Annotated in this window: 20 protein-coding genes; 13 read left to right on the top strand and 7 right to left on the bottom strand. The window is 67.2% G+C overall.

Going from position 1 to position 20,648, the window contains the following annotated elements; translation table 11 throughout:
- The 5 genes from eutB to DAEP_RS0119900 are packed head-to-tail and all read left to right on the top strand — an operon-like array spanning position 1 to position 4,683.
- The gene (gene eutB / locus DAEP_RS0119920; RefSeq protein ID WP_027245923.1) at positions 1-1,008 is read left to right on the top strand and encodes a hydroxyectoine utilization dehydratase EutB; all 1,008 of its coding nucleotides are present in this window, start codon (positions 1-3) and stop codon (positions 1,006-1,008) included.
- A complete protein-coding gene (gene eutC, locus DAEP_RS0119915) occupies positions 1,001-1,993 on the top strand; it encodes an ectoine utilization protein EutC (protein ID WP_027245922.1) in 993 nt (330 codons plus the stop codon). The genes eutB and eutC overlap by 8 nt, the downstream gene beginning before the upstream one ends.
- A gap of 19 nt (positions 1,994-2,012) precedes the next feature.
- Complete coding sequence (doeA, locus tag DAEP_RS0119910) at positions 2,013-3,200, top strand: ectoine hydrolase DoeA (protein ID WP_027245921.1); 1,188 nt, start codon at positions 2,013-2,015, stop codon at positions 3,198-3,200.
- Positions 3,201-3,203: 3 nt separating this feature from the next.
- On the top strand, positions 3,204-4,196 hold the full coding sequence (doeB, locus tag DAEP_RS0119905) for a N(2)-acetyl-L-2,4-diaminobutanoate deacetylase DoeB (RefSeq protein ID WP_027245920.1): 993 nt from the start codon (positions 3,204-3,206) through the stop codon (positions 4,194-4,196).
- Positions 4,197-4,209: 13 nt separating this feature from the next.
- On the top strand, positions 4,210-4,683 hold the full coding sequence (locus tag DAEP_RS0119900; RefSeq protein ID WP_027245919.1) for an Lrp/AsnC family transcriptional regulator: 474 nt from the start codon (positions 4,210-4,212) through the stop codon (positions 4,681-4,683).
- Here the strand turns inward: DAEP_RS0119900 and DAEP_RS24095 are convergent.
- A complete protein-coding gene (locus DAEP_RS24095; protein WP_154665119.1) occupies positions 4,680-5,159 on the bottom strand; it encodes a hypothetical protein in 480 nt (159 codons plus the stop codon). The genes DAEP_RS0119900 and DAEP_RS24095 overlap by 4 nt on opposite strands.
- Positions 5,160-5,308: 149 nt before the next feature.
- Here DAEP_RS24095 and DAEP_RS0119895 point away from each other — a divergent pair, with 149 nt between their 5' ends.
- Positions 5,309-6,784 (top strand): NAD-dependent succinate-semialdehyde dehydrogenase, encoded by a 1,476-nt coding sequence (locus DAEP_RS0119895; protein ID WP_027245918.1) that lies wholly within the window; start codon positions 5,309-5,311, stop codon positions 6,782-6,784.
- Positions 6,785-6,863: 79 nt separating this feature from the next.
- The gene (locus DAEP_RS0119890) at positions 6,864-8,237 is read left to right on the top strand and encodes an aspartate aminotransferase family protein (protein ID WP_027245917.1); all 1,374 of its coding nucleotides are present in this window, start codon (positions 6,864-6,866) and stop codon (positions 8,235-8,237) included.
- Between the two features lie 45 nt (positions 8,238-8,282).
- Here the strand turns inward: DAEP_RS0119890 and DAEP_RS0119885 are convergent, their stop codons facing one another.
- Positions 8,283-8,978, bottom strand: coding sequence for an MOSC domain-containing protein (locus DAEP_RS0119885; protein WP_027245916.1), 696 nt, complete (start codon positions 8,976-8,978; stop codon positions 8,283-8,285).
- Positions 8,975-9,517, bottom strand: a complete 543-nt coding sequence (locus DAEP_RS0119880; protein WP_027245915.1) for a MarR family winged helix-turn-helix transcriptional regulator — start codon at positions 9,515-9,517, stop codon at positions 8,975-8,977. Before DAEP_RS0119880 ends, DAEP_RS0119885 begins: the two co-directional genes overlap by 4 nt.
- Positions 9,518-9,659: 142 nt before the next feature.
- Between DAEP_RS0119880 and DAEP_RS0119875 the strand changes: the two genes are divergently transcribed.
- From DAEP_RS0119875 to DAEP_RS0119850, 6 genes are all read left to right on the top strand, one after another.
- The gene (locus DAEP_RS0119875) at positions 9,660-10,367 is read left to right on the top strand and encodes an ABC transporter ATP-binding protein (protein WP_008558589.1); all 708 of its coding nucleotides are present in this window, start codon (positions 9,660-9,662) and stop codon (positions 10,365-10,367) included.
- 3 nt (positions 10,368-10,370) lie between these two features.
- On the top strand, positions 10,371-12,728 hold the full coding sequence (locus DAEP_RS0119870) for an ABC transporter permease (RefSeq protein ID WP_027245914.1): 2,358 nt from the start codon (positions 10,371-10,373) through the stop codon (positions 12,726-12,728).
- Between the two features lie 3 nt (positions 12,729-12,731).
- Positions 12,732-13,934, top strand: coding sequence for an efflux RND transporter periplasmic adaptor subunit (locus DAEP_RS0119865; RefSeq protein ID WP_027245913.1), 1,203 nt, complete (start codon positions 12,732-12,734; stop codon positions 13,932-13,934).
- A 60-nt stretch (positions 13,935-13,994) separates the two neighbouring features.
- Positions 13,995-14,708: a VIT1/CCC1 transporter family protein gene (locus DAEP_RS0119860; protein ID WP_008558535.1), complete on the top strand. Its 714-nt coding sequence runs from the start codon at positions 13,995-13,997 to the stop codon at positions 14,706-14,708.
- A 61-nt stretch (positions 14,709-14,769) separates the two neighbouring features.
- Positions 14,770-15,921 carry a site-2 protease family protein gene (locus DAEP_RS0119855; protein ID WP_027245912.1) on the top strand — a complete coding sequence of 384 codons (1,152 nt, stop codon included), beginning with the start codon at positions 14,770-14,772 and terminating at the stop codon, positions 15,919-15,921.
- Entirely contained in the window at positions 15,918-16,496 is a 579-nt protein-coding gene (locus tag DAEP_RS0119850; RefSeq protein WP_027245911.1) for an NAD(P)H-dependent oxidoreductase, read from the top strand. Before DAEP_RS0119855 ends, DAEP_RS0119850 begins: the two co-directional genes overlap by 4 nt.
- 7 nt (positions 16,497-16,503) lie before the next feature.
- Here the strand turns inward: DAEP_RS0119850 and DAEP_RS0119845 are convergent, their stop codons facing one another.
- From DAEP_RS0119845 to DAEP_RS0119830, 4 genes are all read right to left on the bottom strand, one after another.
- Positions 16,504-17,316, bottom strand: coding sequence for a formate/nitrite transporter family protein (locus DAEP_RS0119845; protein WP_027245910.1), 813 nt, complete (start codon positions 17,314-17,316; stop codon positions 16,504-16,506).
- Positions 17,317-17,351: 35 nt separating this feature from the next.
- Positions 17,352-18,197, bottom strand: coding sequence for a universal stress protein (locus DAEP_RS0119840; RefSeq protein ID WP_008558598.1), 846 nt, complete (start codon positions 18,195-18,197; stop codon positions 17,352-17,354).
- Between the two features lie 109 nt (positions 18,198-18,306).
- Positions 18,307-19,749 (bottom strand): sensor histidine kinase, encoded by a 1,443-nt coding sequence (locus tag DAEP_RS0119835; protein ID WP_008558576.1) that lies wholly within the window; start codon positions 19,747-19,749, stop codon positions 18,307-18,309.
- A 5-nt stretch (positions 19,750-19,754) separates the two neighbouring features.
- On the bottom strand, positions 19,755-20,489 hold the full coding sequence (locus DAEP_RS0119830) for a response regulator transcription factor (RefSeq protein ID WP_027245909.1): 735 nt from the start codon (positions 20,487-20,489) through the stop codon (positions 19,755-19,757).
- Between the last annotated feature and the right edge of the window lie 159 nt (positions 20,490-20,648).

The following is a 20,648-nucleotide window of genomic DNA, read 5'->3' as shown; positions in this document are numbered from 1 at the left end:
ATGACTGAGAAAATCGCCCTTCAGGACAGCTATCAGGCCAAGGCGCGGATCGCCGGGCGGGTCCGGCAGACCGCCCTTGTGGAGTCTCCCGCGCTGAGCACGCTTTGCGGCGGTGCGGTTTCGCTGAAGCTGGAAAGCACCCAGATCACCGGCAGTTTCAAGCTGCGCGGCGCCACCAATGCGGTGCTGTCGCTGAGCGAGGCGCAGCGCGCGGCGGGGGTGGTTGGCGTCTCCACCGGCAACCACGGGCGCGGGCTGGCCTATGCGGCGGCGCAGGCCGGGGTGCGCTGCATCATCTGCATGTCGGAGCTGGTGCCGCAGAACAAGGTCGAGGGCATCAGGTCCCACGGCGCCGAGGTGCGGATCACGGGCCGCTCGCAGGATGATGCGCAGGTGGAGGTCGACCGGCTGGTGGCGGAGGGCATGACCATGCTGCCGCCCTTTGACCACCGCGATATCATAGCGGGCCAAAGCACCGTGGCGCTGGAAATGCTGGAGCAGGCGCCGGATCTGGAGACCGTGCTGGTGCCGCTGTCGGGCGGCGGGCTGATCTCCGGCGTGGCGATGGTGATGAAGGCGGTGAACCCGGCGATCCGGGTGATCGGCGTCAGCATGGCGCGCGGCGCGGCGATGCACGCCAGCCTGCAGGCGGGCAAGCCGGTGCAGGTCGAGGAGCTGCCGACGCTGGCGGATTCCCTTGGCGGCGGCATCGGGCTGGACAATGCCTATACCTTTGAAATGACCAAGGCGCTCGTCGATGATGTGGTGCTGGTCTCCGAGGCGGAAATTGCGGCCGCCATCCGGCACGCCTATTTCGAGGAGCGGCTGGTGATCGAGGGTTCCGGCAGTGTCGGCATTGCGGCGCTGCTGGCGGGCAGGGTTGAGCATCCGGGGCGCTGCGCGGTGCTGGTGAGCGGCCAGAACATCGGAATGGACCTGCACAAACGCATCATTGATGGTGAAGATGCGGACGTGGCGGCAGAGACCGGGGGAGGTGCGGATGCCTGACATCAGGATCCTGACGGAGGCGGAGCTGCGCGGCCTGGTGCCGCTGGACGGCGATGCGGTGGACTGTGTGGAGCAAGGCTTTACCACGCTGGCGGGCGGCGGGGTGAAGATGCCGCCGATCATGACGCTGCTGGTTCCGGACCATAACGGCGAGGTCTGCGTGAAGACCGCCTATGTGCCGGGGATCGGCAGCTTTGCGATGAAGATGAGCCCGGGGTTTTTCGACAACCCCAAGATCGGGCTGCCCAGCACCACGGGGCTGATGGTGGTGTTTTCCAGCAAGACCGGCCTTTTGGAGGCGCTGCTGCTGGACAATGGATACCTCACCGACGTGCGCACCGCCGCCGCCGGCGCAGTCGCGGCGCGCCATTTGGCGCGGGCGGATGCGGAGCGCGTCTGCATCATTGGCGCGGGCGTGCAGGCGCGGATGCAGCTGAAGGCGATGACATTGGTGCGCGGTATTAAAAGCGCGGTGATCTGGGCACGGGACAGCGCCAAGGCAGAGGCCGCAGCAGCCAGCCTGCGCGAAGAGCTGGGGATTGATGTCCAGGCAGCGACCGACGCCGCGGCGGCAGTAGCCTCGGCGGATATTGCCGTCACCACAACGCCCGCAGCCGGCCCTGTGATCCATGCGGAATGGCTGCAGCCCGGCCAGCTGGTGATCGCCATGGGATCGGATCAGGAGCACAAATGCGAGCTGGAGCCCGCCTGTCTGGCCCGCGCGGACCTGTATGTGCCCGACAGCCAGGCGCAATGCGCCGTCAAGGGCGAGCTGCGCAGCGCCATCGCCGCCGGGCTGATCCCCGAAGACCGGTGCTTTGCCGAACTGGGTGAGATCACCGCGGGCAAGGCCGCAGGCCGCCGGTCCCCCGGTGATCTGATCATTGCCGATCTGACCGGCACCGGTGTGCAGGACACCGCCATCGCAACCCTTGCAGGCTCCCGCGCTGATGCGGCGGGGGCAGGCGCCACATTCACCAGCTGATCAACCAGGAACCACGCATATGGCAGACCCCAAGCTGTATTTCTCCCGCGCTGAATATCAGGCGCGTCTGGACAAGACCCGGGCCGAAATGTCCCGCCGCGGGCTTGATCTTCTGATCGTCACCGATCCGTCGAACATGAACTGGCTGACCGGCTATGACGGCTGGTCCTTCTACGTGCATCAATGCGTTGTTGTCGGGATGGACGGCGAGCCGGTCTGGTACGGGCGCGGCCAGGACGCCAACGGCGCCTTGCGCACCTGCTGGATGGAGCCGGCAAACATCATCGGCTACCCGGATCATTACGTGCAATCGACCGAGCGCCATCCGATGGATTACCTGTCGGCGCAGCTCAAGGACCGCGGGCTGGACGGCGGCGTGACCGGCGTGGAGATGGACAATTACTACTTCACCGCCGCGGCCTATGCTTCGCTGCAAAAGCACCTGCCGAATGCGCGCTTTGCCGATGCCAACGCGCTGGTCAACTGGCAGCGGGCGGTGAAGTCCGAGGCAGAGCTGGCCTATATGCGGCAGGCCGGGCAGATCGTCGGGCGGATGCACCAGCGGATTTTCGAGCGCGTTGAGCCGGGGATGCGCAAGTGCGATCTGGTGGCGGAGATCTATGACGCGGGCCTGCGCTATGATGCGGAGCTTGGCTTTGGCGGCGATTACCCGGCGATAGTGCCGCTGCTGCCGTCCGGCTCCGACGCCGCCGCGCCGCATCTGACCTGGGACGACCTGCCGATGAAATCCGGCGAGGGCACGTTTTTCGAGATCGCGGGCGTTGTCCACCGCTACCACTGCCCGCTGTCGCGCACCGTGTTCCTGGGCAAGCCGACGCAGACCTTCCTGGATGCGGAGAAGGCGGTGCTGGAGGGCATGGAGGCCGGGCTGGAGGTCGCAAAGGCCGGCAACACCTGCGAGGGCATCGCCAAGGCGTTTTTCAAGGTGCTGAAGAAATACGGCATCGAGAAGGACAACCGCACCGGCTATCCCATCGGGGTCAGCTATCCGCCGGACTGGGGCGAGCGCACCATGTCGCTGCGGGCGGGCGACACCACGGTGCTGCAGGAAAACATGACCTTCCACTTCATGACCGGCCTGTGGATGGAGGACTGGGGCTTTGAGATCACCGAAAGCATCCGCATCGGGGCGAACGGGCCGGAGTGCCTGTCCGATGTGCCGCGCAAGATGTTCGTGAAGGACTGATCCATGAAGCCAAATCCGATTTCCCCCACCATCCCGCTGGACCGGGACGGGGTGCATCACGGCTATCTGAAGCTGCCCTACAGCCGCGATGACTCGGCCTGGGGTTCGGTGATGATCCCGCTGACGGTGATTAAGAACGGCGCGGGGCCGACCGCGCTGCTGACTGGGGCCAACCACGGCGATGAATACGAAGGCCCGATTGCGCTGCATGAGCTGGCGGCGAACACCCGCGCCGAGGAGGTGACCGGCCGGCTGATTATCGTGCCGGCCTTCAACTATCCGGCGTTCCGCGCGGGCACCCGCACCTCGCCCATCGACAGGGGCAACCTGAACCGCTCGTTTCCCGGCCGCCCGGACGGCACCGTGACCGAGAAGATCGCCGACTACTTCCAGCGCACGCTGCTGCCGATGGCGGATCTGGCGGTGGATTTCCACTCCGGCGGCAAGACGCTGGATTTCGTGCCCTTTGCCGCCGCGCATATCCTGGAGGACAAGGCCACGCAGGAGGCGTGCTTTGCCGCGATGAAGGCGTTCAACGCGCCCTATTCGGTGGAGCTTTTGGAGATCGACAGCGCGGGCATGTACGACACCGCGGTGGAGCAGATGGGCAAGGTGCTGGTCACCACGGAACTGGGCGGCGGCGGATCGTCCACCGCGCGCGGCAATGCGATTGCCAAGAAGGGGCTGCGCAATGTGCTGATTCATGCGGGCATCCTGCGCGGGGAGATGCAGGTGGACGACACCATCCGCCTCTCGATGCCGGATGATGACTGTTTCCTGTTCAGCGAAAGCGACGGGCTGTTTGAGATCATGACCGATCTGGGCGCGCCGGTGGCGCAGGGCGATCTGATCGCCCGGGTCTGGCCGATGGACCGCACCGGGCAGGCGCCGGTGGAATACCGCGCCCGGCGCGCGGGGCTGGTGATCAGCCGCCACTTCCCCGGTCTCATCAAATCCGGCGACTGCGTTGCGGTTGTCGGCGTCTGCGGCGGCTGATAGGGCGGAAGACATGCAACTGGATCAGCGCGACCTCGACATTCTGCGCGTTCTCTCCACCGAGGGGCGCATCACCAAGGCCGCGCTGGCCGACCGGATCGGCCTGTCGCCGACCCCCTGCTGGGACCGGCTGAAGAAGCTGGAGCAGGCGGGGCTGATCGAGGGTTATGGCGCCCGCATCAACCTGCGGAAGCTGGCGCCGCATGTGACGGTGTTTGTCGCGGCGGAAATCGCCGACCACACCGCCGCCAGCTTCCGCGCGTTTGAGGCGGCGATGCAGCGCTATGACGAGGTCACCGCCTGCTGGGCGCTGGGGGGCGGGTTTGACTACCTGTTGCAGATCGTCACCCGCGACATCGACGCCTATCAGCGGCTGATCGACGAGATGCTGGACGCCCGCATCGGCCTGTCGCGCTATTTCACCTATGTGGTGACGAAGCCGGTGAAGGGCGCGGTCGCGCCGCCGCTGGATATTTTATTGGGTTAGTAATCAGAACTATAGTGTATTGAAAAGTCGCCACAAATCGTTCCGGTTTGTACTGCGAGGTCATCAATTACTTCGATAGAGAGTGATAGCAACTTCTTAGTCCTCTTAGGATTATCCCAACCGCTATTCTCATGCTTGCCTCCGTGAAAAAGATTGTTTCGAACTGTTTTCAGATCAAAGATGGTTTTGAGCAGGGCGTGTTGTTCGTTGTTACAAGACACCCATTCAAAACCATCAGCTCTTCTTCTGAACCTCTTGGGGTCTTCGGCTCGTAAGGATCTAGCGGTCTCTGGAGCTACGTAGTTAGTTTTCAGAGAGTTGAAAAACATTCCCTCCCAGTCAGGTGCAATATCGGAGTGTCTGCCGATTTCTTTGCACCACTCAACTTGCTTCATGGAGTACTCAAACCGTGAAAACTTATAAAAGAACCTGACTGCGAGTTGTGAAATCTGATTATCAATCCAATCGAGTTTCATGTTTGCTCCTATTCAGACTATCAAGACGAAGAACTTAGTCGTGGATTTGTTGAATTAACCAGCTGATTCTTCTGCGCCGCTCCTGAACTTCAGTCACATCCTCTGTTTCAGTCCGGCACATTCCTCTGCAAGACGTGAGGAGGACAATCATGACAGAGACCGCTCTCTCTGCCCGTGCGGACATTGCCGACAAGGCGCTGGTTCGCTCTTTTTCCTACATAGGCGGCAAGTGGTGCGCCGCGGCCAATGGCGAGACCTTCCCGGTGAGCGATCCGGCAGACGGCGCCGAACTGGGCCATGTGGCGAGCCTGTCGGCAGAGGAATCCTCTGCCGCGGTCGATGCGGCGCAGGCGGCGTTTGCGGGTTGGGCCGGGCTGCTGCCGCAACAGCGCGCGGCCATCCTGCGGCGCTGGTACGATCTGCAGCTGCAGCACAAGGAAGACCTCGCCCGCATCATGGTGCTGGAACAGGGCAAGCCGCTGTCGGAGGCGCGCGGCGAGATTGATTATGGCGCGGCCTTTGTGGAGTTCTATGCCGAGGAGGCCAAGCGCCCCAATATCGAGGGCGTGACCAGCCACCTGCCGGACGCCGAGGTGGAGCTGTGGCGCGAGCCGGTGGGGGTGGCGGCGCTGATCACGCCGTGGAACTTCCCCTCCGCCATGCTGACCCGCAAGGCGGCCGCAGCGCTGGCGGCGGGCTGCACCGTGGTAGCGCACCCGTCGGGCGAGACGCCGTTCAGCGCGCTGGCGCTGGCGGAGCTGGCGGAGCGCGCAGGCTTTCCGCCGGGGGTATTCAACGTGGTGACCGGCAAGGCTTCCACTGTGGTGGAGCCCTGGACCGCCGACCCGCGGGTGCGGGCGCTGTCGTTCACCGGCTCCACCGAAGTGGGCAGGCTTTTGTACCGCCAGTCCGCCGGCACCGTGAAGCGGCTGGTGATGGAGCTGGGCGGTCATGCGCCGGTGCTTGTCTTCAAGGGCTGCGATCTGGACAAGGCCGTCGGCGAAACCATCAAGGCGAAATTCGCCACCTCCGGCCAGGATTGCCTGGGCGCCAACCGGATCCTGGTGGAGCGGGCGGTGTATGCCGAGTTCTGCGCCAGGTTCACCAAGGCCGCGCAGGCGCTGACCCTCGGGCGGGGGATGGAGGATTGCGACCTCGGCCCGCTGATGAATGAAAAGGCGGTGCAAAAGCAGGAGGCGCATGTCGCCGATGCGCTGGCCAAGGGCGCAACGCTGGCTTGCGGCGGCAGGCGGCATCCGCTGGGGCCGCTGTTCTATGAGCCGACCGTGCTGACCGATGTGCCGGCGGAGGCGCTGATCATGACGGAGGAGACCTTCGGCCCCGTCGCCGCCATCGCGCCGTTTGACAGCGAGGAGGAGGCCGTGGCGCGCGCCAATGACAGCGAATACGGGCTGGTGGCCTATGTCCACAGCCACGACCCGCGGCGCATCTACCGCCTCAGCCGGGCGCTGCAATACGGTATGGTGGCGGTGAACCGCACCAAGGTGACCGGCGCGCCGATCCCGTTTGGCGGCACCAAACAGTCCGGTCTTGGCCGCGAAGGCGCGCGGCTGGGCATGGAGGAATTCACCGAGGTCAAATACGTCTGCCGCGACTGGGCGTGACGGACCAAAATCTTCGAAGATTTTTGCCAGGAGTTTTTGAAAATTCCCGGCCGCAGAACGCAAATGGAAGGAAAATCCGATGCTGAAGAACGACCAGCTTGACCAGTGGGACCGTGAGAACTTCTTTCATCCCTCCACCCATCTGGCGCAGCACGCCCGCGGCGAAAGCCCGAACCGGGTCATCAAGACCGCCTCCGGCGTGTTCATCGAGGACCGCGACGGCAACAGGCTGCTGGACGCCTTTGCCGGGCTTTACTGCGTGAACGTAGGCTATGGCCGCCAGGAGATTGCCGAGGCCATCGCAGATCAGGCACGGGAACTGGCCTATTACCATTCCTATGTCGGGCATGGCACCGAGGCCTCGATCACGCTGGCCAAGATGATCCTGGACCGGGCACCTGCGAATATGTCCAAGGTCTATTTCGGCCTTGGCGGCTCGGACGCGAATGAGACCAACGTCAAGCTGATCTGGTATTACAACAACATCCTGGGCCGGCCGGAGAAGAAGAAGATCATCTCGCGCTGGCGCGGCTATCACGGGTCGGGGCTGGTCACCGGCTCGCTGACCGGGCTGGAGCTGTTTCACAAGAAGTTCGACCTGCCGGTGGAACAGGTCATTCACACCGAGGCGCCTTACTATTTCCGCCGCGCGGATCTGGACCAAAGCGAGGAACAGTTCGTGGCCCATTGCGCGTCGGAGCTGGAGGCGCTGATCGAACGCGAGGGCGCGGATACCATCGCGGCCTTCATCGGCGAGCCGGTGCTGGGCACCGGCGGCATCGTGCCGCCGCCCGCGGGGTACTGGGAGGCCATTCAGGCCGTGCTGAGGAAGCATGACATTCTGCTGGTGGCCGATGAGGTTGTGACCGGCTTCGGGCGTCTCGGCTCGATGTTCGGCTCGGATCATTACGGGATCGAGGCGGATATCATCACCATAGCCAAGGGCCTCACCTCGGCCTATGCGCCGCTGAGTGGCTCCATCGTCTCGGACAAGGTGTGGAAGGTGCTGGAGCAGGGGACCGACGAGAACGGCCCGATCGGCCATGGCTGGACCTATTCGGCGCACCCGATCGGGGCGGCGGCGGGGGTTGCGAACCTCAAGCTGATTGATGAGCTGAACCTTGTCAGCAATGCGGGCGAAGTGGGGGCCTATCTGAATGCCACCATGGCGGAAGCGCTGGCGGGCCATGCCCATGTGGGCGATGTGCGCGGCGAGGGGATGCTGTGCGCGGTGGAGTTCGTGAAGGACAAGGACAGCCGCACGTTCTTTGATGCCGCGGACAAGATCGGGCCGCAGATCTCGGCCAAGCTCTTGGAGCAGGACAAGGTCATCGCGCGAGCCATGCCGCAGGGCGATATCCTGGGCTTTGCGCCGCCGTTCTGCCTGACGCGGGCAGAGGCCGATCAGGTGGTTGCGGCCACTGTGCGGGCGGTTCAGGCCGTGCTGGGCTGACCCTGCCGCAACAGTGCTGCGTCCCGGCCTGCGCCGGGGCGCAGATCAGTTGCCGAGCAGCCGGGCGCTGGTGTCCTCTGCCGTGTCGCCCTCTGCCATGCGGGCAAAGGCCTGGCGCCAGCCCTCCGCCAGTTCGGGCAATTGCGCCAGCGCCGCGGCCTCCGGCGCGGTGGCCTTGCGGCTGAGGCGGAGGCGGGTGACGCGTTCGACGCTCCAGTCCGGGTGCAGGCGGCCGATCAGGGTGATGGCGCTGCCGGTCTCCGCCTGGCCCGGCTCCAGCACCCGGTAGTACCAGCCGGTGCGGCCGGTCTTCTGAAACAGATAGGCCATCCTGGGGTTACCGGTGTGCTGGCTGACCTTCCAGCAGGGCTGGCGGCCCTGGCTGATCTGCACCACCGCCGTGCCCAGCCGCAGGATGTCGCCAATGCAGAGATTGGTTTCTGTCATTCCCAGCGCCGCGATGTTTTCGCCAAAGGCGGCGGGGACGGTGTCCTCCGGCATCTGGCCCTCGGCCATCCACTGCGGATAGTGGTCCGAGGGGTACTGGTGGATCGCCTTGTCGGGGCCGCCGTGATTTTGCGGGTCGGCCTGGGCGTCGCCGGTAAAGCCCAGTTCGGTGATCTGCTGCGGGCCGTCCGTGCGGGTCTTGGCGATGGCAGAGGGCGGGCGGCCGGGCCAGCGCGCGGCGACCGAGCCGAGGAACAGCCCGGCGATGCGGGACGCGGGGGGCGTTGGGGTCATGCGGGCACCTGTTCGTGGCAGATCTTGCGGGTGTCTTCGGGCGACAGCGGCTCCGCCAGCAGGCGGCAGAAGCCGCCCGGACCGTCCGGCGCGAAATGCCTGCAGGCGCGGCAAAGGCCGAAGGGCTGGCCGCCGTTCTGCGCGATCATGCGGCCCAGGATCTGTTCCAGCGCCGCCTGCAGCGCGGTCCGGTCCGCCGGGGGCAGGGCCGCTGCGGCGTCTGCCAGCGCGCGGGGCAGGGCGGTCGCCTCTGCGCCCCTGGCGGTCAGGGCAAAGCGGATCACCCGCTTGTCGGTGTCGCAGCGCTCCTCCTCAACATAGCCCTTCTGCGCCAGTGCCTTGAGCGTTTGCGAGATGGTGCCGCGGGTGCTGCCAAGATAGGCGGCCACGTGCGAGGGGCTGCGGGAAAACCGGTTGGCGCGGGAGAGATAGTCCAGCGCGGCCCGCTGCGCCGGGTTCAGCTCTGCCGCCCAGCTTTCGCCGGCGTCGAGGCGGGCGAGGCGGCTGATCAGCTCGGGGATGCGGGCGGTCTGGTCCATCCGCAATAGATAGCGAGTCGAAATGAATTGCGCAAGCCAGCCGCCGCAAGCGCGGCCCGGCGGCGCCTGCCGGACAGGTTGAGGCAGATCATTTCCGCGCCGCAGCCGCCTGTGGCAGTATCGCCGCGAAAGGAGGGCGGCTGTGGCGGATCCCGTCTTTACCATGAAGGGTGTGACCAAGGTCTATGACACCGGCGGCGCCAAGGTGCATGCGCTGGCGGGTGTCGATCTGGAGCTGCCCGGCGGCGAGCTGGCGGTGCTGCTTGGCCCCTCCGGCAGCGGCAAGTCTACGCTGCTGAACATCCTGGGCGGGCTGGATCATGTGACGGACGGGCGGGTCTGGTTCCGCGATCTGGAGCTGACCGCGATGCGGGACCGGGAGCTGACCCGCTACCGGCGCGACCATGTCGGCTTTATCTTCCAGTTCTACAATCTGGTGCCCAGCCTGACGGCGCGCGAGAACGTGCAGCTGGTGACCGATGTGGCGCGCGACCCGATGCCCGCCGCCGAGGCGCTGGAGCTGGTGGGGCTGGGGCACCGGATGGACCACTTCCCGGCGGAGATGTCGGGCGGCGAGCAGCAGCGGGTGGCGATTGCCCGCGCCATTGCCAAGCGCCCCGGGGTGCTGCTGTGCGACGAGCCGACCGGCGCGCTGGACAGCAAGACCGGCATTCAGGTGCTGGAGGCGCTGCACCAGATCAACCGCGACTTCGGCACCGCGACGGTGGTGATCACCCATAACGCCGACATTCAGAAGATCGCCCACCGGGTGATCTACTTTCAGGACGGGCGGATCAGCCGCATCCAGGAAAACACCACGCGGCTGGCGCCCGCGGACATCAGCTGGTGAGCCATGCAGGCACTGGACCGGAAGCTGCTGCGGGATTTCAAACGGCTCTGGGTGCAGGCGCTGGCGATTGCCATGGTGCTGGCCTGCGGGGTGGCCATTTTGCTGACGGCGGTGGGCATGTACCAGGCGCTGCAGGGCACGCAGGAGGCCTATTACGGGCGCAACCGCTTTGCCGATGTCTTTGCCACGGCGCGCCGCGCGCCGGTCAGCCTGCTGCCGGAGATTGCCGCGGTGGAGGGGGTTCTGGCGCTGGAGGCGCGGGTCAGCGGCTATGCCAACCTCGACATGCCGGGGCGGGCCAAGGGCGCGGTGGGGCGCATCCTGTCGCTGCCCGAAAGCGGCCCGCCGCAGCTGAACCTGCCGGTGCTGCGCAGCGGCCACTGGCCGCAGCTGCCGGGGGAGGTTGCGGTGAACGCGCCCTTTGCGCTGGCCAACGGGCTGGGGCCGGGGGATCACTTTCTGGCCAACCTGAACGGCCAGCAGCGGCGGCTGACGGTGACCGGCACCGCGCTGTCACCGGAGTTCATCTATACGCTGGGCCCCGGCGCGCTGATGCCCGACAACCTGTCCTTTGGCATCATCTGGATGCGGCGGGAGGAGGCGGAGGCCGCCTATGACATGGCGGGCGCCTTCAATGACCTGACGCTGAAGACCGCCCGCGGGGTGCAGGAGGAGGAGGTGATCGCGCGGCTGGATCAGCTTCTGGAACCCTATGGCGGGCAGGGCGCGGTGGGGCGGGCGCAGCACGGCTCGCACGCGATTGTCGATGCGGAGATCAGCCAGATGAAGGGCACCGCGATGGTGCTGCCGCCGATCTTCTTCGGCATCTCGGCGTTTCTGGTCAGCATGGTGATGAGCCGGATCGTGGCGCTGGAGCGCAGCGAGATCGGCCTGCTGAAGGCGGTGGGCTATTCCGATGCGGAGGTCTGCCTGCATTACCTGATGCTGGCGGCGCTGGTGGCGCTGGCGGGAATTGCGATCGGCTGGGCTGCGGGCACCTGGCTGGCGCAGCTTATGGCGCACCAGTATGCGCGGTTCTTCGACTTTCCCTTCCTGATCTACCGGGTGTCGGCCTGGGCCTATGCGCTGTCGGCGCTGGCGGCGCTGCTGACCACCACCGCAGGCGCGGCGCGCGCTGCGCTGCGGGCGGCGCGGCTGGCGCCGGCGGTGGCGATGCAGCCGCCCGCGCCGCCGCGGTTCAAGCATTCGGTGGCGGACCGGGTGATGCGGGAGCTGCGGCTGTCGCAGCCTGCCATCATGATCCTGCGCAGCCTGCTGCGCTGGCCCTTGCGCAGCGCGATGACGGGGCTGGGGCTGGCGCTGGCGGTGGCCTCGGTGGTGGCGTCGTCCTTCTTTGCGGATGCGCTGGACGAGATCATCGACACCGCGTTTTACCAGAGCAACCGGCAGGATGCGGTGGTGATGTTCACCGAGGATCAGCCGGAAAGCGTGCTGGAGGAGATCCGCGCCCTGCCCGGTGTCCTGCAGGCGGAGGGGCAGCAGTACGCGGCGGCCATCCTGCGGCACGGGGCGCGGATGAAGCGGGTGACGATCGAGGCGCGGGTGCCGGACCCGGATCTGAGCCGGGTGGTGGCCAGCGACGGCAGCGTCGCCAATGCGGGCCCCGGCGGCATCCTGCTGAGCGAGCGGCTGGCGGCGCAGCTGGGCGCGGTGCCTGGAACGCTGGTGGAGGTGCAGTTCACCAGCGGCCGGCGCGAAACCCGGCAGCTGCCGGTCACCGGCACGGTCAAGCAGTATTTCGGTCTGGGCGCCTATATGGATCACGCCAGCCTGAACGCGCTGTTCCGGCAGGCGCCGCAGTATTCCGCCGCCAGCATTGCCATCGACCCCAACCGCCAGGACGCGCTGTTCACCCGGCTGAAGGCGCTGCCGGCGGTGGCCGGGGTGCCGGTGATGACGGACATGCGCCGGTCGTTCCGGGAGGTCATCGCGCAGCAGGTGACCGTGATGAACACGCTTTACATCACCATTGCGGTGCTGATCACCATCGGCGTCGCCTACAACGGCGCCCGCATCCAGCTGTCGGAGCGCGCCCGCGAGCTGGCCAGCCTGCGCATCCTGGGATTTTCGCGGCGCGAGGTTTCCTTCATCCTGGCGGGGGAGATGATGCTGCTGGCGCTGTTGGCGCAGCCGCCGGGCTTGCTGATCGGTGCGGCGATCGCGCGGCTGGCGGTGGAGAACTTTTCCAGCGACGTTTACACCATCCCGCTGGTGCTGGAGCCTGCGGCCTTTGCCAGTGCCAGCCTGATCGTGCTGGCGGCGGCGCTGTGCTCGGTGCTGATCGTGCGGCGGCGGCTGGACCGGATGGACCTTGTGGCAGTGATGAAAACCAGGGAGTAAGAGATGTTTGCGAACCTTCGCAGCCTGCTATTGTACGTGACCGGCGGCGGTGTGCTGGCGGCGCTGCTCTATGTGGCGCTGCGGGAGGAGCCGGCTGCGGTGGACCTGCATGAGGTGACGCGCGGCCGGATGGAGATCACCATTGACGCCGACGGCGAAACCCGGGTCCGCGACCTGTTCGAGGTGGCGGCGCCGATTGCGGGCACCGCGCGGCGGTCGCCGGTGCGGGCGGGGGACCGGGTGACGGCGGGCGAAACCCTGGTCGCCATTGTCGAGCCTGCCCGGCCACATCTGCTGGATGCGCGCACCCGGGCGCAGGCGCAGGCAACGCTGCAGGAGGCGCAGGCGGCGCTGCATGTGGCGCGCGCCGATCTGCAGAAGGCCATCGAGGACCGCATCCTGGCGCAAAGCCAGTTTGACCGGGTGAAGGCGCTGGCGGAGCGCAATGTCGCCTCGCTGACGCGGCTGGAGGACGCCACCCAGCGGCTGGCGGTGGCCGCCGCCGGGGAGGAGGCGGCCAGCGCCCGGGTGGACATGTCGCAAAGCACCCTGGCGCGGGCGCAGGCGGCGCTGATCCTGCCGGAAGCGGGGGCGGAGGTGCCGGACAGCTGCTGCATCCGCATCACCGCGCCGGCGGACGGCGTGGTGCTGTCGGTGGTCACCATCAGCGAACGCCCGGTGCTGCCGGGGGATCTTCTGGTCACCATCGGCGATCCGCAGGATCTGGAGCTGGTGGCCGATCTCTTGTCCTCGGACGCGGTGCGGCTGGCGCCGGGCGCCCGCGCCAGCATCGAGCGCTGGGGCGGCGCAACGCCGCTGGAGGCGGTGCTGAACCGGATCGAGCCGGTGGCGCGCACCAAGGTCTCGGCCCTGGGGATCGAGGAGCAGCGGGTGGATGTGTTCTTTGACCTGGTGACGCCAAAGGAGCAGCGCACCAGCCTGGGCGAGGGGTTTTCGGTCTTTGCCCGCATCATCGAGTGGGAGGCGGAGGACGTGCTGCGGATCCCTGTCAGCGCGCTGTTCCGGGACGGCGGCGGCTGGGCGGCCTTTGTGGCGGCGGACGGGCGCGCCGCGGTGCGCCCGCTGACGCTGGGGCGGCGCAACGGCCAGATGGCGCAAGTGCTGGAGGGGCTGGAGCCGGGCGAGCGGGTGGTCCTGCACCCCGGCGAGGCGGTCGCGGACGGGGTTCTGATCACCGAGCGCTGAGGGCGGCAACGGCTTGACCTCGCTCAAGGCGGCGGGGGGCCGCTTGGCGGATCATGGGGCATGAAAGCGGAACACGGGCACAGCAGGGAAGAGATCGCACGCCGCCTGCAAGGCAGCAGGAAGGAGGGGCGGCTGCGCGATGCGGTTTATGGCGGCATCGACGGCGCGGTGACGACCTTTGCCATTGCGGCGGGGGTCGAGGGGGCGGGGTTTTCCTCCTCCGTGATCATCGCGCTGGGGATTGCCAATGTGCTGGCGGACGGCTTTTCGATGGCTGCCGCCAATTACCTGGGAACCAAGGCGGATCTGGATGACCGGCGGCGGCTCTACCGGGTGGAGCAGAGCCATATCCGCGACTATCCCGACGGCGAGCGCGAGGAGCTGCGCCAGATCCTGCAGGAGCTGGGCCTGAGCGGCGGGGTGCTGGAGGGCGCGGTGAACGCGGTGGCGGCCAGGCCCGAGAAGTGGATTTCGCTGATGCTGGCCAGCGAATACGGGCTGGGGCCTGCGGAACCGAACCCGGTGGCGGCGGCGCTGACCACGTTTCTGGCCTTCATGCTGGCCGGGATCGTGCCGCTGCTGCCGTTCATTCTGGGGCTGCCGGACCCGTTCCTGCTGGCCTCGGCGGCGACCGGGCTGGTGTTCTTTGCCATCGGCGCCAGCAAAAGCATCTGGTCGCTGTCGCCGTGGTGGATTTCGGGGCTGGAAACGCTGCTGATCGGCTCCTGCGCGGCGGCGCTGGCCTATGGGGCGGGCAGCCTGTTCCGGGGTTGAGCCGGATCAAAGGGGGATCGGCGCGGCAGCGCTATAAAGTGCGGCAGGAGGGGGGAGTTTCATGTTCTCAAACGCAGTCAGGATCGCGCGTTTGCAGGGGTTCGACATCAAGGTCGACCCAAGCTGGCTGCTGATCGCGGCGCTGATCACCTGGAGCCTGGCCACCCAGTTCTTTCCGATGTCCTATCCCGGGGCGGGGCAGGCGGTTTACCTGATGCTGGCGGTTCTGGCGATGCTGGGGTTCTTTGCCTCGCTGATCCTGCACGAGATGTCGCATTCGGTGGTGGCGCGGCGGTTCGGGGTGGAGATCAAGGGGATCACCCTGTTCATCTTCGGCGGCGTGGCAGAGCTGGGCTCGGAACCCAAGACCGCCGTCAGCGAATTCTGGATTGCCATCGCCGGGCCGCTGATGAGCTTTGCGCTGGCCTTCGGCTTCTGGCTGCTGGCGCAGATCGGCTGGGCACTGGCGCCGGGCGGGGCGCTGAATCCGGTGCTGGGCTATCTGGCGCTGATCAATCTGGTGCTGGCGGTGTTCAACCTGGTGCCGGCCTTTCCGCTGGACGGCGGCCGCATCCTGCGGGCCTGGCTGTGGAGCCGCAGCCGCGACTTGCTGGCGGCGACCCGGACCGCCACCCGGATCAGCAGCTATTTTGCCTATGCGCTCATTCTCTACGGGCTGCTGGGGCTGTTCTCCGGCAATCCGGTGGCGGCGCTGTGGCAGGTGCTGATCGGGCTTTTTGTGCTGTCGGCGGCCAAGGGCACCTATGCCCATCAGCTTCAAACCGCCGCCTTCAAGGGCAAGACGGTGGCCGATCTGATGACCCGCGATCCGGTGACCGTGGGTCCGGACATCAGCCTGCAGGCGCTGGCGCATCAGGTGCTGCTGCCCGAGCGCAAAAGCTTTGTGCCGGTGGTGCAGCAGGGGGTGCTGCTGGGCTGCACCGACACCCAGGACCTGGCGCGTGTGCCGCAGGAGCGGTGGGCGCAGACCCCGGTGGAGGAAGTCTATCAGCCGCCCGACGGCAGCAACTCGGTCGCGCCTCAGATGCAGGCCGATGCGCTGATGCGGAAAATTGCGGAGACCGGGCGGCGCAAGTTTCTGGTCACGGACAAGGGCCGCCTGCTGGGGGTGATCACCCTGACGGATCTGACCGGATATATAGCCCTGCTGCAGGAGGTGCGGCGGATGGGCGGCAAGGGGGAGAGCATATGACGCGGATACTGATCATTCAGGGCCACCCGGACAACAGCCAGGCGCATTTCTGCCACGCGCTGGCGCAGAGCTATGCCAAGGGCGCCAGGGACGCGGGACATGAGGTGGAGGTCATCGAGGTGGCCGCCAGCGGCGTCACCTGCCTGCGCAGCCGCGCCGAATGGCAAGAGGAAGTGCTGCCGGACTATGTTGCCCGCGGCCAGCAGGCGGTCACGGCAGCGGATCATCTGGTGTTTGTCTACCCGCTGTGGCTGGGCACCATGCCCGCGCTGCTGAAGGCCTGGCTGGAACAGGTGTTCCGCGAGCAGTTCGCCTTTACCGTCGGCGCTAAGGGCTGGCACCCCAAGCTGAAGGGGAAGAGCGCGCGGATCATCGTCACCATGGGGATGCCGTCCGCCTTCTACCGCTGGTTCTACTTTGCCCATTCGCTGCGCAGTTTCGAACGCAACATCCTGAAGTTCTGCGGCATCAGGCCGGTCCGCTGGACGGTTTGCGGCCTGGTCGACGACAAGCGGGCGGAACGGCGGGTGGCCTATCTGGCGGAGGCCGCAAGCGACGGGGCCGCGGCCCGCTGAGCGGGCCTCACCGCTTGCGCTGCGCCTGGCCGGCCGCCGGGGCGGTGCGGCCCAGGTAGGCGAACCAATAGGCGAAGGCGACCCCGCCGGCGCCGCCCGCGATATTGCCCAGCGTGACCCAGAACAGATTGGCCGCAGCGGCGTGCAGGGAAACACCGGCGCCAGCGGCCCAGCCCTGCGGGAAGAAGAACATGTTGGCCACCGAATGCTCCAGCCCCAGGAGCACAAAGGCGGTGATCGGCCAGAGCACCGCCAGGATCTTGCCCGCCGCCGTGCGGGCGGCGAAGGAAAGCCAGACCGCCAGACACACCAGCCCGTTGCACAGGGCGCCGCGCATGAAGGCCTCCGCCGGGGAGAGGGCGGATTTCGCCTCGGCGATGCGGGCGGCGGTGGCGCCTGCCGGGCCGTCCAGCAGGCCGGTGAAGGCAAAGGCGGCGGCGAGGCCTGCGGCACCTGCAAGGTTGCCGGCATAGACGATGGCCCAGCTGCGCCACAGCCGCCTGAGCCGGATCTTGCGGTCCACCGCGGCGATCACCATCAGCACGTTGCCGGTGAACAGCTCGGCGCCGCCCACCACCACCAGAATGAGGCCCAGCGAGAACACCGCCCCGCCCAGCACCCGCACCGGTCCTGACGAGGCGTCCGCGCCGGTCATCGCGGTGGTATAGGCGGCGGCGCCGAAGCCGATGAAGGCGCCCGCCAGCATCGCCAGCACAAACATCTGCGGCAGCGGCAACCGCGCCTTGGCGACGCCTGCGGTTTCCACCAGCGCGGCGATTTCAGCGGGTTTATAGGCATTGAACGCGGCGGGTTCCGTCATCGGCTGCTCCCTTGCGGCTGGGCGGCGGCTGCGGGTCAGTGGGCAAACAGGACCGGCAGGGCGGTCTGCTCCAGCAGGCTGCGGGTGGTGCCGCCAAACACCGCCTGGCGCAGGCGGGAATGGCCATAGGCGCCCATCACCACCAGCTCCGCGCCGGTCTCGCGGGCGCGGTCCTGAATCGCAGAGCCGGTATCGCGGCCGCCGCTGGGAAACTGCGACAGGGTGACGGTGCAGCCGTGGCGGCTGAGCCAGGCGGCGATGTCCGCGCCGGGATCCTCGCCGTCGCGCGTGTCGCTCATGTCCGGATCGAAGCATCCGATCACCACTTCTTCCGCGGCCTTGAAACAGGGCAGGGCGGCGTGGGCCGCGCGGGCGGCGGACAGGCTGCTGTTCCAGGCCAGGAAGATGCGCTTGCGCGGGACCAGCGGGCTGCCGTTCACCATCAGCGGCACCGGCGCGCCGAACAGGATGCCGTGCACCGCATCGCGGAACACCTCCGGATCCTCGCGCAGGCCGTCCGCGGCCTCGGCAATGTCGCAGGAGAGCGCCCGGCGGGCGGCCAGAAGCCGGATGTCCGCGTCGCTGGCGGTGGCATACTGCACGTCGCCTGAGGTATTGCTGCGGGACAGCAGCGCCTGCACCTCTGCTGCGCGGGCGGCCTGGGCAGTCCGGCAGCTTTGCAGGGTTTCCAGCCATTCATCCGGCACCGCCATCACGCCGTAGGCAGAGGCGCCATAGGCGAAATGGGGCAGGCCGGGCAGCGTCCTGAGCAGCAGGCAGGCCAGATGCGCCTGCTGTTCGCGGGCGGCCTCGGCGGCGGCGGTGATGGCGGTGTCGCTGGTGCTGCTGCTGATTGCATAGAGCAACGTTCTGCGGTGCATGGCGGGCCTCCTCCCCGGTCAGCGCGGCAGACGCCGGATGTGCCGCTTCAGCCATTAAACCAGTCCCTGCGGCGGATGCCATGATCCTGATCAATGCGTCCGGGCGCGGTCAGTTGCGGCAGATTTCAAGGCAGGCGCGCAGGCCGCGGCGGCCGTCCTCGAAATACAGCCGCCCGCCGTGCTGTTCGGCGACGGTGGCCACAATCGTCAGCCCCAGCCCGAAACCATCAATGGCCCTTGTGTTATCGCCGCGGCGGAACGGGGCGATCACTTCGGTGATCTCCGCCGCGGTCATGCCGGAGCCTTCGTCCTCCACCGTGATGACGGCGTGGTCGGCGGTGGCGCTGAGGCCGATGGCGGCGCGGCGGCCGTATTTCAGCGCATTGTCGATCAAGTTCGTGACCGCCCGCTGCAAGGACACCGGGCGCGCCACCACCAGCATCGGCTGGTCCGGCGGCATCGCGCTGCGGCCGGGGGCCGAGGTAAAGACCGAGCGGCCGCCTGCCGCCACCTGCGGCGCGGGGCGCAGCAGTTCGACCGGTTTGCCGAAGTCCTGGTAATCGGCCGCAACCGCCTCCACCAGCGAGGTGAGGGAGAGGCGGCGCGGGGTTTCGGCGCTCATTTCGGCGCGGGTATAGGTCAGCACGCTTTCGATCATGCCGGTCATGGCGTCCAGATCGGTCTCGAACTTCTGCCTCAGGTCCGCATCCTGGATCAGCGCCGCGCGCAGCCGCAGGCGGGTGGCGGGGGTGCCAAGGTCGTGGCTGACGCCGGACAGCACCGCGGCGCGGCTGGCAAGCTGTTCGCGCTCGGTCTCCAGATAGCTGTTCACCGCCGTGACGATCTCCTGCAGCTCTCCCGGGCCTTGCAGCGCATAAGCGTCCGGCCCGCCGAGGCGGCGGCGGTCGCGCAGGGCGCGGGCGAAGCGGTCGAAATGGGCCGAAGCGTCCATGACGAGGGTCGCCAGCACCGCCAGGGCCAGCAGCGACAGCAGCACCGCGGGCAGGCGCAGGTCGCGGGGCGCGGCGGAGCAGCCCCAGACCGCGGTGCCATCCACCCGCTGCCAGGGGCCATAGCCTGCGCGGGCAAAGATCACCGGCTCGCTGCAATAGGCCGCCAGCAGCCGGGTGACGGCGCCCAGTTTCTCTGCCGCGGACTGGCCGCCTGCCGGCGGCAGTTCCGCCACCGGATAGCGCAGGTCCGGAGAGGCGATGACCAGCGCCAGCACTTCGCCTGACAAGGGATCGGGGCCGCTGTCGAGGATCGACACATTGGTGAAGAAGGCCGGTTTCGGGATGCCCTCCAGCCGCAGGTAATCGCCGCTGGTCAGAAACGCCGCCTGGGCCGGGCCCGCCGGGGTGACCGCCACGCCCTCAGGCGGTGCAGCGCCGCGGCGCAGGGCGCTGTCCAGGGTGATGCCTGCAATAGTGCTGCGGGTAAGATGCGCCTGCCAGTTGGCGCCGGACTGGAACCACAGCCACGCCGCTGCCAGCCCTGCGGCAAAGGCGAGCGGCAGCAGGATCAGGCCCAGGGTTCTGAGGCGCAGCGCCACGGCTGTCAGTCCGCGCCGGTTTCGACATCCACCGCAAGCACATAGCCGGTGCCGCGCTCTGTGCGCAGCAGCTTCGGCTCCTTGGGGGTCTGTTCGATCTTGGAGCGCAGCCGGCCCACCAGCACGTCGATGGCGCGGCCGGAGCCTTCTTCGCTGCCGCCCTCGCCGGTCACGTCCAGCGCGGCGGCGATCTCCTCGCGCGTGAGCGGGATGTGCGGGTTGGCCAGAAACACCTTGAGCAAGCCGGTCTCGCGCCGCGAGAGCGCCACCTGCACACCCGCGGGGGAGATCACCTCGTCCCGCTTGGCGTCATAGGTCCAGCCGGCAAAGCGGAAGGTCGCCACGCTGCGCCGGTAGATCAGCGAGGAGGAGCGGCGCGCCCGTTGCAGCACCGCGCGGACACGGGCCAGCAAGAGGTCGGGATTGAACGGTTTGGCGATGTAATCGTCGGCGCCGGATTCATATCCCGCCATCCGCTGGTGGTCGGCGGACAGGGCAGAGACCAGAATGATCGGCACGTCCTGCTCGGCGCGCAGGCGGGTGCAGATCTCCACCCCGTTTTCATCGCCCAGCATCACATCGAGCAGGATCAGGTCGATCCGCCCCGCGCCGATCTGCGCGCGGATCTCCGCCTCGCTGCCGCAGGGCAGGGCGATAAAGCCGTTCTGGCGCAGGTACTGGGTCAGCATCATGCGCGTCTCGGCGTCGTCATCCACCACCAGAAGCCGCGGAATCGCCATCTGTCCGTATCCTCCCCGAAGACCGCCGGTTGTGGCTGTCCCGCCTGTTTGTCTGTAACATCATGCAACAAAATCAATTGCTGCGTAACAACAGGTAACAGGCTGGCGGAAAAACTGCTGCGGCATCCGCGCCGGGCTGTGCTGCGTCATTGATAAGCG

The organism is Leisingera daeponensis DSM 23529 (assembly GCF_000473145.1).
In the GTDB taxonomy this organism is placed as follows: domain Bacteria; phylum Pseudomonadota; class Alphaproteobacteria; order Rhodobacterales; family Rhodobacteraceae; genus Leisingera; species Leisingera daeponensis.
The sequence above is the reverse complement of the archived record's forward strand: the minus strand, read 5'-3'. Positions and strand labels throughout refer to the sequence as shown.

Coding starts and splice junctions, on each gene's coding strand:
- DAEP_RS0119895 (WP_027245918.1), top strand. CDS start 5,309: ATGACAGAGACCGCTCTCTCTGCCCGTGCGGACATTGCCGACAAGGCG.
- DAEP_RS0119870 (WP_027245914.1), top strand. CDS start 10,371: ATGCAGGCACTGGACCGGAAGCTGCTGCGGGATTTCAAACGGCTCTGG.
- DAEP_RS0119880 (WP_027245915.1), bottom strand. CDS start 9,517: ATGGACCAGACCGCCCGCATCCCCGAGCTGATCAGCCGCCTCGCCCGC.
- DAEP_RS0119890 (WP_027245917.1), top strand. CDS start 6,864: ATGCTGAAGAACGACCAGCTTGACCAGTGGGACCGTGAGAACTTCTTT.
- DAEP_RS0119855 (WP_027245912.1), top strand. CDS start 14,770: ATGTTCTCAAACGCAGTCAGGATCGCGCGTTTGCAGGGGTTCGACATC.
- DAEP_RS0119840 (WP_008558598.1), bottom strand. CDS start 18,197: ATGCACCGCAGAACGTTGCTCTATGCAATCAGCAGCAGCACCAGCGAC.
- eutB (WP_027245923.1), top strand. CDS start 1: ATGACTGAGAAAATCGCCCTTCAGGACAGCTATCAGGCCAAGGCGCGG.
- DAEP_RS0119885 (WP_027245916.1), bottom strand. CDS start 8,978: ATGACCCCAACGCCCCCCGCGTCCCGCATCGCCGGGCTGTTCCTCGGC.
- doeB (WP_027245920.1), top strand. CDS start 3,204: ATGAAGCCAAATCCGATTTCCCCCACCATCCCGCTGGACCGGGACGGG.
- DAEP_RS0119850 (WP_027245911.1), top strand. CDS start 15,918: ATGACGCGGATACTGATCATTCAGGGCCACCCGGACAACAGCCAGGCG.
- DAEP_RS0119860 (WP_008558535.1), top strand. CDS start 13,995: ATGAAAGCGGAACACGGGCACAGCAGGGAAGAGATCGCACGCCGCCTG.
- DAEP_RS0119865 (WP_027245913.1), top strand. CDS start 12,732: ATGTTTGCGAACCTTCGCAGCCTGCTATTGTACGTGACCGGCGGCGGT.
- DAEP_RS0119845 (WP_027245910.1), bottom strand. CDS start 17,316: ATGACGGAACCCGCCGCGTTCAATGCCTATAAACCCGCTGAAATCGCC.
- doeA (WP_027245921.1), top strand. CDS start 2,013: ATGGCAGACCCCAAGCTGTATTTCTCCCGCGCTGAATATCAGGCGCGT.
- eutC (WP_027245922.1), top strand. CDS start 1,001: ATGCCTGACATCAGGATCCTGACGGAGGCGGAGCTGCGCGGCCTGGTG.
- DAEP_RS24095 (WP_154665119.1), bottom strand. CDS start 5,159: ATGAAACTCGATTGGATTGATAATCAGATTTCACAACTCGCAGTCAGG.
- DAEP_RS0119830 (WP_027245909.1), bottom strand. CDS start 20,489: ATGGCGATTCCGCGGCTTCTGGTGGTGGATGACGACGCCGAGACGCGC.
- DAEP_RS0119900 (WP_027245919.1), top strand. CDS start 4,210: ATGCAACTGGATCAGCGCGACCTCGACATTCTGCGCGTTCTCTCCACC.